At 72.2% G+C, this 17130-nt stretch carries 9 protein-coding genes and 1 pseudogene; 4 read left to right on the forward strand and 6 right to left on the reverse strand.

The window, feature by feature from the left end:
• The coding region (locus AB0B83_RS20175; RefSeq protein WP_357579478.1) for a carboxyl transferase domain-containing protein at positions 1–5541 on the reverse strand (5541 nt) is incomplete at its 3' end.
• A 297-nt stretch (positions 5542–5838) separates the two neighbouring features.
• On the reverse strand, positions 5839–6219 hold the full coding sequence (locus AB0B83_RS20180) for a hypothetical protein (RefSeq protein ID WP_357579479.1): 381 nt from the start codon (positions 6217–6219) through the stop codon (positions 5839–5841).
• 325 nt (positions 6220–6544) lie between these two features.
• Here AB0B83_RS20180 and AB0B83_RS20185 point away from each other — a divergent pair, with 325 nt between their 5' ends.
• Together AB0B83_RS20185 and AB0B83_RS20190 are read left to right on the forward strand one after the other, a co-directional pair.
• On the forward strand, positions 6545–7768 hold the full coding sequence (locus tag AB0B83_RS20185) for a multidrug effflux MFS transporter (protein ID WP_357579480.1): 1224 nt from the start codon (positions 6545–6547) through the stop codon (positions 7766–7768).
• 106 nt (positions 7769–7874) lie between these two features.
• Positions 7875–8144, forward strand: a pseudogene (locus tag AB0B83_RS20190) (TIGR02452 family protein); the annotation flags it as partial.
• Positions 8145–8263: 119 nt separating this feature from the next.
• Here AB0B83_RS20190 and AB0B83_RS20195 read toward each other — a convergent pair.
• Positions 8264–8794, reverse strand: a complete 531-nt coding sequence (locus tag AB0B83_RS20195) for an SRPBCC family protein (RefSeq protein ID WP_357579481.1) — start codon at positions 8792–8794, stop codon at positions 8264–8266.
• Between the two features lie 184 nt (positions 8795–8978).
• Here AB0B83_RS20195 and AB0B83_RS20200 point away from each other — a divergent pair, with 184 nt between their 5' ends.
• Together AB0B83_RS20200 and AB0B83_RS20205 are read left to right on the forward strand one after the other, a co-directional pair.
• Positions 8979–10304, forward strand: a complete 1326-nt coding sequence (locus AB0B83_RS20200) for an FAD-dependent oxidoreductase (protein ID WP_357579482.1) — start codon at positions 8979–8981, stop codon at positions 10302–10304.
• A 162-nt stretch (positions 10305–10466) separates the two neighbouring features.
• On the forward strand, positions 10467–11843 hold the full coding sequence (locus tag AB0B83_RS20205; protein ID WP_357579483.1) for an FAD-dependent oxidoreductase: 1377 nt from the start codon (positions 10467–10469) through the stop codon (positions 11841–11843).
• Between the two features lie 439 nt (positions 11844–12282).
• On the opposite strand, the gene AB0B83_RS20210 is transcribed toward AB0B83_RS20205, so the two are convergent.
• The 3 genes from AB0B83_RS20210 to AB0B83_RS20220 all read right to left on the reverse strand — a co-directional run bounded on the left by AB0B83_RS20210 (position 12283) and on the right by AB0B83_RS20220 (position 17118).
• Positions 12283–13803 (reverse strand): VCBS repeat domain-containing M23 family metallopeptidase, encoded by a 1521-nt coding sequence (locus AB0B83_RS20210; protein WP_357579484.1) that lies wholly within the window; start codon positions 13801–13803, stop codon positions 12283–12285.
• Positions 13804–13986: 183 nt separating this feature from the next.
• Entirely contained in the window at positions 13987–14979 is a 993-nt protein-coding gene (locus AB0B83_RS20215) for an alpha/beta hydrolase-fold protein (RefSeq protein WP_357579485.1), read from the reverse strand.
• Between the two features lie 69 nt (positions 14980–15048).
• Positions 15049–17118 carry an N-acetylmuramoyl-L-alanine amidase gene (locus AB0B83_RS20220; protein ID WP_357579486.1) on the reverse strand — a complete coding sequence of 690 codons (2070 nt, stop codon included), beginning with the start codon at positions 17116–17118 and terminating at the stop codon, positions 15049–15051.
• Positions 17119–17130: the final 12 nt, after the last annotated feature.

A 17130-nucleotide genomic window follows, 5' to 3' on the forward strand; every position in this document is an offset into this window, starting at 1 on the left:
GGTGACCAGGCGGGCGGTGCCGTGGGCGACCACCGAGCGGTAGTTGGCGCTGTGGTGGAACTGCGAGCGGCCGTGCGGTAATGCCGTGATCGTGAAGCCGAGTGAGGAGACGCCTGGGCGCAGTTCCGCCGCGCGGATGACGGCGTCGACGGAGCCGACCTCGACCGCGCGCCGGATGTTGTGCACCCGGTCGAACTCGGCGGCCACCTCGCCCAGCTTCTCCACGCGCACCGACGTGCGCAGCTCGTCGAGCTCCGCGGTCAACGCCGCGCGGTCGGTGCCGGAGGCCGCCGCGACGCGGGCCTCCAACTCCCGCACGCGCGGGTCGGCCGCGGTGCGGGCGTTGACGTCGCCGGAGAAGACCACCGCGGCGGCGGGGGCGCCGCCGAGGACCGAGGCGAACGAGCCTTCCAGCGCGAGCACGGTCATGTTCGGGTTCAGCGCCTTCGAGAACACCACGAACGCGCCACCGTGGTACCGCGAGATCACGCAGAACACGATGGGCCCGCGGAAGTTCACGATCGCACGGCCGATCTCGGCGCCGTACTCCAGCTGGAGATTGCGCATCGACTCCGGCGAGCCGTCGAAGCCCGACAGGTTTGCCAGCACCACCAGCGGCCGGTTGCCGCTGGCCGCGTTGATCGCCCGCGCGGCCTTCTTCGACGACCGCGGGAACAACGTGCCCGCGGTGTAGGTGTCCGGGCCGTCGGTGGGCGGGAAGCCGCGCCGCGGCACCGACCGTGACTCGATGCCGATCAGGCACACCGGCATGCCACCGAGGTGTACGTCCTGCACCGCCACGGTCTCCGCGTCGGCCATGCCCGCCCACCGTTCCAGCACCGGGTGGTCCTGGTCGGAGAGCGCCCGCATCACGGTCCGGATGTCGAACGGCTTCTTGCGGTCCGGGTTGGCCTCGGCGGAGAAGATCTCGCCGACGGTGGTGAAGTCGCTACCCGCCACGACGTGCGGGAAGGCGGAGACGTCGCGGTCGACGGGGTCGGTCGTCCGCGCCCGCCGTGGTGCCTGCTCGCCGGGCGCGACGTACGTGTGCTCGTAGTGCGCCATCAGCACGTCCCGCGCGGCGGCCAGGTTCGGCGCCCAGTACTGCGCCTGCCCGTTGGGGCCCATCACCCGGTCGTAGCCGCCGATGCCGAAGTTGTCCTCGGCCGACACCCCGCCGGAGAAGTCGAGCGACTGCTTGCCGGTGAGCACCATCGCCGAGTCCGGCGTCATCACCAGCACGCCCTTGGTGTGCATCAGCATCGTCGCCTCGGCGTTCCAGTACGGCTGCGCGCCGACGTTGATGCCCGCGACCACGACGTTGATCTCGCCGCCGTCCTGGGTGAACTCGACGATCCGCTTGAGCGCCGCGGCCACCCAGTCCATGTTCTCCGTGCCCGACTCCATGGAGATCCGGGCGCCCGCGGACAGCGCGTACCACTCCAGCGGCACCTGCATCCGCTCGGCCAGGTCCAGCGCGGCGATCACGCGGCGGCACTCCGGCTCCGACAGCGCGCCGAGGGCCTTCGTCGGGTCGCCGAGCAGCACGACCCGGGTGACGCCCTGCGGGTGCCGCCGGGTCGGCGTGGTCACCACGCCCGCCACGATCGCGGCGGTGTTCTGCCCCTTCGGCCGCGCGACCGGCACCAGCGCGTGGTCGTCGTCGAGGTCGTGCTCGACGAAGGTGCCTAGCAGGCCGGTCAGCTCGTACGGGTAGACCGCGTTGCGGCTGCTCGCGCGCAGCACCTTCTGCCGGTAGTCGTCGAGCGGCTCGACCGGCTCGTCCGACGGCTCGCCGACGGTCAGCGCGGTGCCGCCCGCGGCGTCGAACGAGACGCGTACGGCGATCTTGGTCAGCTCGCCGGTCCGGCGGTCGCGCTGCCGCGCGATGAACAGGATCTCCTCCAGCCCGGCGCCCGCGGTCGTGGGCAGCACCCGCCGGGCGATCATCTCCAGCTCCGCGCGGGTGAGGTCGCTCGGCGGCCAGACGTAGACCACGATCCGGTTGGTGCTGAAGCGCTTCCTCGACGGCCGCAGCGACTGCGCGCGACGGATCGAGTCGAGACAGGTGGCGAGGACGTCCTCGGCCGTGGGCAGCGCCACCAGCCGCCCGTCGTGCTCGCGCAGCTCGGTGAGGTCACGCACCTGCGCGAACGCGACGAGGCGATCGTCCGACGGGTTCTCCCGCGCCACGCACTGGAAGAGGTAGACCTCCTCGTCCGACGACGGCAGCCGGGTGAGGTCGAACTTGCTGAGCCGCTCCATCTGCATCCGCTGCGCGATGTACGGGTGCAGGCCGCGGATCAGCCGCTCCTCCATCATCCCGATGGTCGACGGGCGGAACGTGAAGTGGTGGTGCATCACCGCGCCGCTGCGACCCGCGACGGTGGTGGTGAGCCTGCGGACCTGGTTCGGCAGCGGGTGCGCGCTGACGACCTCGTGCAGCGCCGCCGCCATCGCGTCGAAGTCCGCCGGCTGGTTCTCCCACGCCAGATAGATGTCGACGTCGATGGCGTCGTGGCCGCTCGCCAGCTCCGCGAGGCCGCGCAGCGCGCTGCCCAGCGCGTCGAAGCCCACGGCGGCGGAGACCACGCACGAGCCCGTCCGCTCGGCGACCACGAACGTGCAGCCCTCGACCTCGCTGGTGCGTACGCGGTTGAGGTCCTTGTTGCCGTAGTAGCGCCGGGTCAGCACCTCCAGCATGACCGCGTTGTCCACGTCGTCGCGGACGAGCCGCTGGCCGAGCAGCCGCACCAGCGGCTCGGTGGAGCGCACCATCTCGGCGACGCGCTCGGCGCGGTCCGGCGCGTCCGGGTGCGCGTCGAGGTGGCGCAGGTGCCGGCGCACGTCGGCGTAGACGCGGGCGCGGTTGCGGCGCAGCAGCGGCTGGGCGAACCAGGCGAACACCACGCCGCGCGCGAGGTCGCAGACCACCGGGAAGCGGACCTGCGTCGCGGCCACCAGCCGCTCCAGCGCGAGACCGGCGGGCTCGCGCAGCGACTCGTCCGGCGGCGGCTCCCGCAGCCAGGCGCGCAGCAGCGTCGCGACGACCGTGGCGTCGGCGGACGCGCGTTGCAGGGCGAGGAAGATCCGGAACACGGCGGCTTCGAGCTCGGGGCAGCGCTCCAGCTCGGTGACGCCGTAGTGCCCGAGCGCCTTGGCGAGCTTGGCCTGGAACGTCTCCGGCAGCCCGGCCCGGTCCACGTCGAGGTACTGCAGGTAGGTGTGGAAGTACTCGCGGGCGCTCGGCACGTGGCCGGCGCCGCCGCCGTCCTCGCCCGTCGGCCGGTTGCGGCTGAGCTCGGTGAGATCGGCGAACACGTCGATGAGGCCGAGTTCCTCGGCCAGCGGCCGGTGACCGTCCTCGGTGGCCGCCCGGCGCGCGGCGAGGTAGTCGTCGAGCAGCCGGCGCTCGTCGTGCGGGTCGAGGTCGAAGCCGAGCAGCAGGCTGCGCAGGTCCTCCTGGCCGCGCGTGGCGCGCTCCCGCGCCGGGATCCTCGCGGGCGCCTCGGGCAGGTCCAGCTCGACGGACTCGATCACCGAGGTCTCCCCGGCCTCGGCGTCGTCGGCGAGCGGCTCCAGCCGCAGCAGCGGCGCGCCGGTCTCCACCTGGGTGCCCACGGAGACGACGCATTCCTTCAGCCGCGCCTTGAACGGCGCCCGCAGCACCGTCTCCATCTTCATGCTCTCCAGCACCAGCACCGGCGCGCCCGCCTCGACCTCGGCGCCGACCTTCAACGGCGTGGCGACGACCAGCGCGGGGCTGGGCGAACGCAGGACACCGCCCTCGTCGCGGGTGACCCGGTGCGCCACGCCGTCCACCTCGACCAGGTGGATCGGCCCGTGCGTGCCGATGAGCAGGCGGTAGCGAGTGCCGTTGACGACGACCTGCCCGGTGTGCCGGTCGAAGCGGTCCAGCTCGACGTCGGCGGTGCGCACGGCGCCGCCCGCTTCGACGCCGACGCGGAACCGGTGTGCGCCGACCCGCGCAACGCGCACGCGGTAGTCGACACCGCGCAGCTTGAGGTCCAGCGGCCGGCCGCTCTCGTGCTGCACCTGCGGGCGTCCGCCGAACGCCGTCGACAGCAGCCGCTGCCGCTCGACGCGCTCCTCCTCCTCGTACGCCTCGATGGCGGCGGCCGCCAGCGCGACGGCCGAGTGCCGGTGCGTGACCAGCCTGCCCTCGCCCCGGACGCGGTCGATCCAGCCGGTGTCCGCGCTGGCGTCGATCACCTCCGGCTGGTCGAGCAGGTCGAGCACGAAGCTCTTGTTCGTCGCGCCACCCTCGATGATCACCGTGGTCTGCGCCATCGCCCGGCGCAGCCTGCCGAGCGCCTCGTCGCGGTCGCGGCCGTACGCGATGATCTTCGCGATCATCGAGTCGAAGTCGGCGGGGATGGTGTCGCCCTCGCTGACGCCGGTGTCCACGCGGATGCCCGGCCCGGCGGGCAGGTCCAGCCGCGCGATGCGGCCGGGGGAGGGCGCGAAGTCGCGGTCGGGGTCCTCGGCGTTCAGCCGGGCCTCGATGGCGTGCCCGCGCTCCACCGGCGGCTCGCCCTCGAGCCGCCCACCCGAGGCCACGTGCAGCTGCGCCCTGACCAGGTCGAAGCCGGTGGTGGACTCGGTGATCGGGTGCTCGACCTGGAGGCGGGTGTTGACCTCGAGGAACGCGAACAGCCGGTCGCCGGGGTGGTAGAGGAACTCGACGGTCGCCGCGCCGCGGTAGCCGACCGCGACGGCGAGCCGTTCGGCCGACGTCTTGAGTTCGGCCGTCTGCTCAGGACCGAGCACCGGCGACGCCGACTCCTCGATGACCTTCTGGTTGCGCCGCTGCACCGAGCAGTCGCGGACACCGAGCGCCCACGCGGTGCCCTGGCCGTCGGCGATCACCTGGACCTCGACGTGCCGGGCGCCGGTGACCAGGCGTTCCAGGAACACGACGCCGCTGCCGAACGCCCGCGCGGCCTCCTGGCTGGTGCGCTCGTAGGCGTCGGCGAGCTCGGCCTCGTTGGTGATCACGCGGATGCCGCGCCCGCCGCCGCCCGCGGTCGCCTTGAGCATCAGCGGGTAGCCGATCCCGGCCGCCGCCGCCAGGGCGGCGTCCAGGGTCTCGACCGCGCCGCGGCTCCACGGCGCGACCGGCACGCCGACCTCCTCGGCGATCAGCTTCGCGCCGATCTTGTCGCCCAGCTTGCGCATGGCGTCCGGGCTCGGTCCGACGAAGGTGACGCCGATCCGCTCGCACAGCTCCGCGAACGCCGGGTCCTCGGCGACGAAGCCCCAGCCGACCCACGCGGCGTCGGCCCCGCTCTCCACCAGGGCGCGCTCCAGGACCTTCAGGTCGAGGTACGGGCGCGCGGACGCGGGACCGAGGTCGTAGGACAGGTCCGCCTCGCGGACGAAGGTGGCCGTACGGTCGACGTCGGTGTGCAGGGCGACGGTCTCGATCCGTGTCCCGGTCTCCGCGGCGATGTCCCGTACGGCGTGGATGAGCCGCATGGCGGCCTCACCACGGTTGACGATGGCGACACGAGTGAACACCGACCGAGCCCTCCTTTAGACCAATGATGCGCGGGCCGCGACGCGGCGGCACCTTCGGCAGTGTCCACCCTCGTGCCTGTGGATCAAAAGGTCAGGGGTCCGAATCCGTTCGGCGAACGGACGATGTTGTGGCGTTGACCAGCCAAAACGCCGGGCACAACCGTGATCGTTTCCCGGCATGTGTTGCGGCCGTCCACTTGGTGGGAGGGTGATGCGCCGGCGGTGCGCAGGTGTTACCGGCGGGTTCGGGTCGAGCGGTGCCGCGACGGAGCCTCAGCGCTGTCTCGCGACGGAGCCTCAGCCGGGACCGGTGCCGCCGTCGACGTCGCCGAGTAGCGGGCCCGGAACAGGCATCCGCCACGCGTCGGTGACGAGCTCCGTCAGGCGGTCGACGCCCACCTGCGCCAGCCGCAACATGACCAGGGGCAGCCCCTCGTACGCGGGCGTGGTGAAGAAGACCTCGGGCTCGCCGAGGAGCAACGCCTGCTTCTCCGCCTCGTCGCCGACGTAGAGCACCGCGACGTCCGTCCGGATCAGGCGCGACGTGCCGGGCCTGCGCTCGGGGTAGGACCAGACGAACCCCTTGTCGGCGACCCGGAAGTCGAAGCCCTCACTGTCGATCTCGACCACGTGCGGCAGCGCCAGCGCCAGGTGCCGGACGTCGTCGGCGTCAGCCATCGGGGTCGCTCCGCACCATCGTCTCCCACACCCGCGCAGATTAGCTGCCACGGGTGACAACATGGTGCTGGCGCGAGGGCCCGACCGGCGGGACCCGGGCCGCGCGCAGCGGCTCCGGGCGCCGTTCGGCCGCCGCCGCCCGACTGTGAACTCCGTTACCTCGCCGTCCGGCGGGAATGAGATCACCGGATCCGGATTTGGAGCCAGATGTGACTCCTGCACTCTTCCCAGCCCGGCTGCCCACCGACCGGCCGGCGGCGAGCCGATGACGGCCGCCGTCGACGCCCCCAGGGGGCCGGCAGCCCCGCTGACGCCCGGTGACCTGATGAGCCCCCGGCAACGCCTGCGGCTCGTCCTCGTCCTCGGGTCGCTGATCGCGGTGGGTCCGCTGACCATCGACATGTACCTGCCCGCGCTTCCCACGATCGTCGACGAATTCCAGACGACGTCGGCGGCGGTCCAACTGACCCTCACCGGCACGCTGGCGGGCCTCGCCCTCGGCCAGTTGCTGATCGGCCCGCTGTCCGACGCCGTCGGCCGGCGAGCGCCGCTGATCGCCGGCATCGCGCTGCACGTCGTGGCGTCGCTGCTCTGCGTCGTCGCGCCGAGCATCGCGGTTCTCGGCGCGTTGCGGGTGGTGCAGGGCCTCGGCGTCGCCGCGGCCTCGGTGGTCGCGATGGCCGTCGTCCGCGACCTGTTCGACGGTGCGGCCTTCGCGAAACTGCTCTCCCGGCTGCTGCTGGTCATGGGGGCGGCGCCGATCCTCGCGCCGACCCTCGGCGGCGGGCTGCTGCGTTGGACGGACTGGCGCGGCGTGTTCGTGGCGCTGGCCGCCTTCGGCGTGCTGCTCGTGGTGGTCGCCGCGTTCGGCCTGCGCGAGACGCTGCCCGCCGAGCGGCGCCGGCGCGGCGGCGTGGTCGCGACGGTGGGCGTGTACGGCGCGCTGCTGCGTGACCGTACGTTCGTGGGCCTGGTCCTGGTCGCCGGGCTGGCCATGGCCGCCCTGTTCGCGTACGTCGCCGGGTCGTCGTTCGTCTTCCAGGACCAGTACGGCCTGGACGAGCAGCAGTTCGGCCTGGCCTTCGGGGCGGGCGCTGTCGGGTTGATCGCGGCGACCCAGTTCAACGTACGGCTGCTGCGCCGCCACCCGCCGCAGCGGATCCTCGTCGTCGCCCTGGCCGCGGGGAGCGTGGCCGGGCTGGCACTGCTCGCCTTCGCCGTGACCAATTTCGGCGGGCTGCCGGCCCTGCTGGTGTCGTTGTGGGTGGTGCTCGCGGCGGCGGGTCTCGCGATGCCGAACGCGCCGGCCCTGGCCCTGTCCCGCCACGGCGAGGCGGCCGGCACGGCCTCCGCCCTGCTCGGCGCCGTGCAGTTCGGCGTCGGTGCGCTGGCCGCGCCCCTGGTGGGCGTCCTGGGCACCGGCGCGGTCGCCATGTCCGTCGTCGTCGCGGGGGGCATGCTGGCGGCGACGGCGGTCCTGTTCGTCGTCGTGCGACCGTCCCGGCTTGCCGGCCTCGAGCCGGACGGGGTGGTCCTGGCCGCGCACTGAGCGGGCCCGCCGGGTGCTGCGCGGGAAGCAGTTGTCGGCGGAACGGGTGGCGGCCTAGCCTGCTGGCTGTGTACGCCCCCTGCCGGCGGATGCGCCGGGTGCGCCGGTGAGCAGCCGCCTTCGTGAGATCGCCCGACAGGGCGACCTGCACTACAGCGACCGGGTCATCTACTCCCCGGGCGTGCCGGTGTTCCGCGACGACAAGGGCGGGCTGCTCGACGCGGCCTACCGGACGTCGTTCCTCACCGCCGCGGCGCCGAACCTCGGCGCGATCGTGCGCACCCAGCCCGCGCACGCCCCCGACGTGCCGGCGGTGCTGCGCCGGCGTGCGCGGCGGGTGCTCGAGGTGGCCGCCGCGCACGGGCATCGGACGATCGTGCTGGGCGCACGCGCCGAAGCCCGGCCACGACGCCGCGCCGAGTCCCGGCCCGGCGGTGGCCGCGAAGCCGCCACCGCCGCTCAGCCCGCCGCCGGTTCAGCCCGCCGACGCCGTGGTCAGCGCGGCTTTTCGGCGAGGTCCCGGATGCCCTGCAACGTGCCGGTCATGGCGTCCCGCAGGGCGTCCAGCCGGCGTGCGATGATCTGCTCTTCGTTCTCCGGGGCCTGGTCGATGATCAGGCTGAGCCCGGTGCGGCCGGGTCCGATCCGCACGGAGTGGGACAGCCGGCATCCGCCGTCCTCGGCGGTGAGGCGGTACTGCCAGCTGGCGCCCGGTCGCGCGGGGTCGGTGGGGCCGCCGCCGAAGCGGTTGTCCGGGTCGAGCACGACCCAGCCGAAGGCCCGCGGCTCGTCGAACCGCACGATGTGCGAGATGGTGCGCCACTCGCCCAGCGCCGGATGGTGGTTGTGCCCCTCGAACCGGGCGCCGGGCGTCGGCTCCCGGCTGCCGTCCAGCCATCGCACCCGGCGCAGCTCCGGACTGAACCGCGCGGGCAGCTCGATGTCCGTGACCAGCTCCCACACCCGGGCGGGATCGGCTGCCACATGCAGGTCGCACTCGACCGCCGGGCCGTCGACGTAGCGCACGGCATCCTCCTTCGTGTCCTCGACTGACTTCCGGTCCGCGCGCCGCACCCGCCGTCGTAGGACGGGCGACAGCCGCACCGGACAAGGATGGCCCCTGCGGGCCGACCGCGCAGCCCCGTGACGCTCACCTGGGTCGATGGCGAGGGCCGGTCATGGCGGCGGCGTAAACGGGTATGCCGTCGACATGGGAACCGAGGTCGCCGTGATCGGTGCCGGCTTCTCCGGGCTGGCCGCCGCGCTCGCGCTCGCCCGCGCCGGGGTGCGGACGCGGGTGCTGGAGGCGCGCGACCGGGTGGGCGGCCGGGTGCTCACCCGGTGGCTGGCCGACGGCACCCAGCTCGACCTGGGCGCCCAGTGGGTCGGCCCCACCCAGGACCTGGTCAACGGGCTCCTCGCCCGCTACGGGATCGCCACCTTCCCGTCCGCCGCGCACGGCGCGTCGCCGGTGATCTTCCCCGACGGCCGGCACGCCGAGGCCCCCGAGGCCGCCGCGCGGGTCCTCGACCTGCTCGACGCGTACGCCGAACGGGTCGACCCGGTCGCGCCGTGGGCGGGGGCCGAGGCCGCCGAGTGGGACCGTACGACGCTGGCCGGCTGGCTGCGCACGGCCGCGCCGGACCCGGCCACCGCCCGGTACCTCGGGCGGCTGCTCGCGGGCGGGCTGCTGGCCGCCGGCCCGGACGAGATCTCCGTGCTCCAACTGGCGTTCTACCTGCGCTCCGGCGGCGGCAGCCGGGCGCTGCTCGCGATGGCCGGCGGCGCGCAGCAGGACCGGATCGTCGGCGGACCGCCGGTGCTGGCCGAGGCGCTGGCCGCCGCCCTCGGCCCAGACGCGGTGCGGCTGTCCGCGCCCGTGCGGGCCATCGCGCAGGACCGTGCCGGCGTGGTCGTGCACACCGACACCGACCGCGTCGAGGCGGACACGGTGGTGGTCGCCGTGCCGCCGACGCTGGCCGGGCGCATCCGGTACGACCCGCCGCTGCCGCCCCTGCGCGACGCGCTCACCCAGCGGATGCCGATGGGCTCGGCGATCAAGGTGCACGCGGTCTACCCGGAACCGTTCTGGCGCGCCGACGGCCGTTCCGGTGTCGCGTTCTGCCTCGCCGGGCCGGTGACCGAGACGGTGGACAACAGCACCCCGGCCTCCCCGCGCGGGGCGCTCACCGCGTTCAGCTACGGTCCGGAGGCGAACGCGCTGCGACGGATGCCGCCGGGGGATCGCAGGGCGAGCCTGCTCGACGCCCTCGCCGCCGTCGCCGGACCGGCCGCCCGGCGGCCCGAGGAGTTCGTCGAGTACGACTGGTCGGCGGACGAGTGGACGCGCGGTTGCTTCTGCGGGGCGCCGACCCCCGGCTCCTGGTGCGGCTACGGCCCGGAGCTGCGCCAGCCGGTGGGACGGGTGCACTGGGCCGGCACGGAGACCGCCACCCGGTGGGCGGGGTACCTGGACGGGGCGATCGAAGCCGGCGAGCGGGCGGCTGCGGAGATCCTGGCGCGGACGGGCGGCTGACCCGCTCGGCCACCCCCGAGAACCTTCTCGAAGGCGGCCGATGTCTGTGCGACGATCGTCGGGCGTCGTGCCGACCGGTCCGCCCCGCCGGTGCGCCCACGCACCGGCCTCTGACAGGCATGCGGGAAGGCTCCCCCCACCTCGTACCCCTTGGAGAGCATGATGTCCTCGTCCCCGGCCCGGGTCCTCGCCGCGCTGAACGCGGTGCGGCCACCCGACCAGGCGTCCCCGGTCATCGGCAGGGCCGTCGTGGTCGGCGGCAGCGTCGCCGGGTTGCTGGCGGCCCGCGTGTTGTCCGACTACGCGGAGAGCGTCGTCATCGTCGACCGCGACGATCCACACGTGACCGGCGGTCGGCCGGGCGTGCCCCAGGGATCGCAGCTGCACGCGCTGCTGCCCGGCGGGTTCCTCCAGCTCGAACGCCTGTTTCCGGGATTCCGCGAACGGGCCGTGGCCCAGGGGGCGATCGAGGCGCCACCGGCGGCCAGGCGGAACTACCTCGACGGTCGGCTGAAGGTCGTCGTACCCGACGACGCCGACAGCCTGGCGGGCACCCGGCCCCTCCTGGAGGGGCTGATCCGCCAGCAGGTGCTGCGGCTGCCCAACGTCAAGACGGTCACCGCCCGCGCCACGGGTCTGGTGTGCGACGGCGGCGTGGTCACCGGCGTCCACTGCGAGACCGGCGGGGCGGCGGGCGTCGAGTCGGGTGACCTCGTGGTGGACGCGATGGGACGTTCGAGCAGGCTCTCCGAGTGGTTGGAGCAGGCCGGCTGGGACCGGCCCGCCCTGCGGCGGATGACCGTGGACCTCAACTACGCGACCGCGCTGTTCCGGCGTCCGGAGGCGGCACCGGAGGCCACGGTCGTCCTGGCGCTGCACACCGCGAGGATGTCGTCGGACGTGGCCGGCGCCGCGTTCTTCGCCGTGGAGGACGGCCGGTGGATGGCCATGATGGCCGGCTACGGCGCCAACCGCCCGGGGCGTACCGCGGACGACTTCGCCCGCCGGCTGCGGGAGCAGTTCCCGCCGGAGTTCGGCGCGCTCGCCGCGAACGAGATGCTCGGCGAGGTGCGGACCTACCGCCACGCCGACAGCCGGCGACGCGACTTCCACGGGCTGAGGCGCCTGCCGGCCGGGCTCGTCAGCGTCGGCGACGCGGTCGCGTCGTTCAATCCGGTGTACGGGCAGGGGATGACGGCGGCGGCGCTGCACGCGGCCTGCCTGTCGGCGTACCTGCGGTCGGGCCCGGACCTGGGCGTGCCCGCGCGCCGGTTCTTCGCCCTGCAGAAGGTCGTGGTCGACGTCGCCTGGTCGATGTCGACCTCCGCCGACCTGGCGCTGCCGCACGTCGACGGGCCCTACCCGCGCGGCTACCGGCTCTCCAGTTGGGCCAGCAGGCAGATCGTCACGGCGACCGTCACCGACGTGCCGACCGCCCGACGCTTCAACGAGGTCGTCTCCATGCTTGCGCACCCGCGCTCGCTGGCCACCCCCGGCGTGCTCCTGGGCGCGCTGCGTGCACACCGACGGGCCCGCTGACCGCGCCGTCCGCCGCTCCGGCCCAGGCGTCCTGCCCGCAGGGGATCGCCAGCTTCGAGCCGCAGGTCAACGGCACGTTCGCCGGGACCGGCATCACCATTCGCACCGGGCCCGGCTCCGACTGCACCTCGCGTGGCCACGGCCAGCCCGGCCAGACCGCGACGTCCCGCTGCTGACGGACCGGGCACGACGGGGCCCGCTGGACCTACCTGCACAACCGCGCGACCGGCGCGTCGGGCTGGTCCCGAGCCGACCTGCTCTCCGGAGGGGGCGCCACGGTCGCGTGCGGCATCTGATCCGCAGCGCGGGGGCCTCCCGAGGCGACAACGCCTCGGGAGGCCCTCGCCCCGGTCAGTCCGCGCACCACCGCCGATTCACGGTCGTCCCGAGACTCGGCGCCTCCTGCCCCTGACCCGCTACGCAGGAATTCGAGACACCCTCACAGGGTGGTTTCGCCGTTGAGGCCGAAGTAGTCGTGCCATTTGGTGGCGGGGTTGAAGGTGGTGCCGGTGGAGAGTCCTACGTAGACGTCGTTGGTGGTGCCTTTGGTGAAGACGATGATGTCGTCCTTGCCGTCGCCGTTGGCGTCGGCGAGGTAGGGGAATTCGCCGTTGAGGCAGAAGAAGTCGTGCCATTTGATGGTGGTGCCGGCGAATGATGTGCCGGTGGAGGTGGCGGCGTAGACGTCGGCGTTGGTGTTGCAGGTGAAGGTGACGATGTCGTCTTTGCCGTCGCCGTTGATGTCGCCGACGCGGGGTTGTTCGGTGCCGACGGCGAAGAGGTCGTGCCATTTTTGGGGTGCGCCGAAGTTGGTGCCGGTGGAGAGGGCGATGATGACGTCGGCGGCGGTGTTGGGGCCTTGGGTGAAGGTGATGATGTCGTCGCGTCCGTCGCCGTTGACGTCGCCGATGGCGGGGTGTTCGCCGGCGTTGGAGATGTATTCGTGCCACTTCACCGCGGTGCCGGTGAACGACGTTCCGGTGGAGAGGGCGACGTAGACGTCGGCGTTGGTGTCGTGGGTGAAGGTGATGATGTCGTCTTTGCCGTCGCCGTTGACGTCGCCGACTGCGGCGACTTCGGTGTGGGGGGCGAACCAGTCGTGCCATTTGGTGCTGGGGCTGAAGGTGGTGCCGGTGGAGAGTGAGACGTGGACGTCGGCGAGGGTGCCGTGGGTGAAGGCGACGATGTCGTCGCGGTTGTCGCCGTTGAAGTCTCCGGTGAGGAGGGTTTCGCCGTTGAGGCCGAAGAAGTCGTTCCATTTGTTGGAGGTGCCGGCGAATGATGTGCCGGTGGAGGTGGAGACGTAGACGTCGTTGAGAGTGCCCTGGGTGAAGGCGACGATGTCGTCCTTGCCGTCGCCGGTGAAGTCCGTGGGCGAGCCCGCCAGATACCGACCACCCGACGGGGACGGACCGCAGTTGTCGCTGACCAGGTACTTCTGGTGGTACTGGCCGGGATACGGCGCGAGCGACGTGCCGTTGATCATGATCGTCTGCCCGACGCCGTTGTAGAGCTGCTCGTAGTGGATGTGCGCGCCGGACGAGTTGCCGGTGCTGCCCGTGGTCCCGATCTGCTGGCCCTGCTGCACGTACGCCCCGTCGGGCACGGAGTAGGAACTGAGGTGGAAGTAGTAGGTGGTCCACCCGCCGCCGTGGTCGATGACGATGTAGTTGCCGGCGCCGCTGGGCTGCGAGTACCGCCGGGCGACCCCGGCCGCGGAGGCGAGCTGCGGCGTGCCGGCGGTGGATCCTCCGTCAGCCCGCACGAAGTCCAGGGCCAGACGGACCTCGGCGCTGTGGTGTCCGTACGTCCACCGCTGGCCGCACGGGAACGGGGCCTTGAAGTTCGGCGCGGCGAGCGCGGGGGACGACGTGGCCACCGCCCCCGTCAGTACGCCGACCACCAGGGTGAGTAGGGAGACCAGGATGCGACGCACCCTGCTCCTCGAATGCCGTGACATGGGTGACTCCGGTCAGGGAAGAGTCGGACGGGTGGGTCGCGCACCAGCAGGCCCCGCTCGGGCTCGTCGCGCGCGGAAGGAGACCAGCCGTCGGAGCCGGAAGAGACCCCGACGGAGGTGGGCGTTGCTAGAGCTGACGACGCGCCGCCGACGGTGTGTGGGCGGCGCGTCGTCAGCCGGGAGTCAGCCCGCGCGGCGAAGACGTGCGAGCATCCCGTTGAGGTCCTGGGCGAAGATGTGCTGCCGGAAGAAGTGCCCGCCGGGCTCCTCGCGCCACTCGTGGGGGATACCGGCGCGGCCGAGGGCCGCCCGGAACTCGCGCTGGCCGGCGAGTACCTGGTTCTCGTTCACCGTGTCGAACCAGTTGACCGGGTCCGGCGAGGTGCCGGCGACCATGAAGATCCGCTTGTGGCGGTAGCTCTCGATGCGCTGGATCGGGTTGTCGGCGCTGACCCGAGCCTCGTCCCACAGTGGCGCGCCGTAGACGAAGCCGCCGCCCAGGTCCACGGCGGCGGAGGTCGCGTTGGCCCAGTGCACCACGAGCCCGAAGTCCCGGCGCAGGCTGGCCGGGCCGGAGTGGGAGCTGACCGAGCAGAAGTGCCCGTAGTACTTGGCGGTGTACTTGAGGGCGCCGAACCCGCCCATCGAGAAGCCGGCCACAGCGCGGCCGTTGTACTCGGCGAAGGTGCGGAAGTTCGAGTCGATCCATGGCAGCAACTGCGCCATGTGGAACGTCTCCCAGTTGCGGGGCCCGGTGTTGCTGCTGACCGGGTTCGAGTACCACCCGGTGGAGGCGTCCGGCATGACGACGATGAGTTCCCTGCCGGCGGTCAGGTTGATGATGTTGTGGTGCATGTGGAACTCGCGGAAGTCGGAGCCGCCGCCGTGCAGCAGGTACAACACCGGGTAGCGCTTGCCGCTGGTGTGGTAACCGTCGGGCAGCAGGACGTTGACCGCCGGGTCCCACTCGATGGCGTCGGTGGCGAACCGGTAGTACTGGAGCCGGCCGTAGTTCTCGTGCCTGACGATGCGCAGGCCGTGGCCGTCGCCAGCGGCGGAGGCCAGCCCCGGGGCGGCGAGGGCACCGCCGAACGCGCCCGCGGCGGCGACGCCCGCGGCGCCGGCGAGCAGTCGGCGGCGGCTGACGGACTTGCGGTCAGCAGGGATGTTTTCCATGAATTCCTCCATCGGGGTGGACCGCGCCGGATGCCGGCACGGAGCGTATTTCCGTCTATGTGGGACGTTTCAGAGGGTGGTTTCGCCGTTGAGGCCGAAGTAGTCGTGCCATTTGGTGGCGGGGTTGAAGGTGGTGCCGGTGGAGAGTCCTACGTAGACGTCGTTGGTGGTGCCTTTGGTGAAGACGATGATGTCGTCCTTGCCGTCGCCGTTGGCGTCGGCGAGGTAGGGGAATTCGCCGTTGAGGCAGAAGAAGTCGTGCCATTTGATGGTGGTGCCGGCGAATGATGTGCCGGTGGAGGTGGCGGCGTAGACGTCGGCGTTGGTGTTGCAGGTGAAGGTGACGATGTCGTCTTTGCCGTCGCCGTTGATGTCGCCGACGCGGGGTTGTTCGGTGCCGACGGCGAAGAGGTCGTGCCATTTTTGGGGTGCGCCGAAGTTGGTGCCGGTGGAGAGGGCGATGATGACGTCGGCGGCGGTGTTGGGGCCTTGGGTGAAGGTGATGATGTCGTCGCGTCCGTCGCCGTTGACGTCGCCGATGGCGGGGTGTTCGCCGGCGATGGAGAAGTATTCGTGCCACTTCACCGCGGTGCCGGTGAACGACGTTCCGGTGGAGAGGGCGACGTAGACGTCGGCGTTGGTGTCGTGGGTGAAGGTGATGATGTCGTCTTTGCCGTCGCCGTTGACGTCGCCGACTGCGGCGACTTCGGTGTGGGGGGCGAACCAGTCGTGCCATTTGGTGCTGGGGCTGAAGGTGGTGCCGGTGGAGAGTGAGACGTGGACGTCGGCGAGGGTGCCGTGGGTGAAGGCGACGATGTCGTCGCGGTTGTCGCCGTTGAAGTCTCCGGTGAGGAGGGTTTCGCCGTTGAGGCCGAAGAAGTCGTTCCATTTGTTGGAGGTGCCGGCGAATGATGATCCGGTGGAGGTGGAGACGTAGACGTCGTTGAGAGTGCTCTGGGTGAAGGCGACGATGTCGTCCTTGCCGTCGCCGTTGAAGTCCGTGGGCGAGCCCGCCAGATACCGACCACCGGATCCGCCGCCCGCGTTGACCAGGGAGATGTAGTGGTTCCAGTTCCAGTGCGGACCCGGGTCGGTGTGGTCGTTGCCCGGCAGCTCGTGGTGGCCCTTGATCGCGGTACGGTTCTTCGGCAGGCCGTACTTGTCGCAGAGATAGCGGGTCAGCGCGGCCGACGAGCGGTACATGGACTCGGTGAACCAACTCGGGTTGTCGACGAAGCCCTCGTGCTCGATGCCCACCGAGTACGGGTTGGCCGACCGCGCGTGGTAGGCGGTGTCGCCCTCGCGCACCATCTGGGTGATCTCGCCGTTGCTCGACTTCACCACGTAGTGGGCGCTCACTCCCGCCGACGGGTTCTGGAACCAGCTCACCGTGCCGGCGTACGAGCCCTGGGTCACGTGCACCACGACAGTGGTGATCCGCGACGAGCGACCCGCCGCGTAGTTGCCGCCGTACGCCGAGATCCACCGGGCCGGCGCGTACTCCGGCACTGCCGCGGCGAGGGCACCCGGTGCCGCCGCCCCGGCGGGGGCGACGCGGGCGTACCGGCCGAGTTCCGGCTGCACCCGCTGTGGCGCGACCCGTACGGAGGGCGCGCTGATGCCGGCGCGCAGGAGGTCGTAGACGTGGTCGGCGTAGAGGCGGGCCGTCGCGTCGTCGGCGGCGTGCGCGTACCGCGCGACCACCGGGTACCAGGCGGAGATCCGGTCCCGGTCGGCGGCCGTGAGCCGCTCGGCGTCGGCGATGTCCCGCAGGAGGGCCGCGCCGCCCCTGATGTTGGCCGAGGTCACCGACTTCAGGTCGGCCACCGGTTGCCCGGTCAGTTCGGCCGCCCGTTCCAGCGTGCGCTGGCGGGGGTTGCTGACCAGGTGCATGACGCCGTAGCCGTTGGCCTGGCTGGGCTGCCCCTCGTGTCCGTCGAGCCGGGTCTCGCCGTAGCCGACGGCGACCAGCAGGTCCCTGGGCACGTCGAACTCGCCGGCCGCCCGGGTGAAGGCCGTGTCGAGCGGACCGGCGGCGGGCCTGGCCGGCGCGGCGGCGGCCGGCGCGACGGGGCCCAGCAGCGCCGCCGCGAGGACGACGGCGGCACCCCCGCGCCAGGAGAGTCTGTCGGGTCTCATGATGGTCTCCCG

The organism is Micromonospora sp. NPDC049060, assembly GCF_040649055.1.
Lineage (GTDB): Bacteria > Actinomycetota > Actinomycetes > Mycobacteriales > Micromonosporaceae > Micromonospora > Micromonospora reichwaldensis.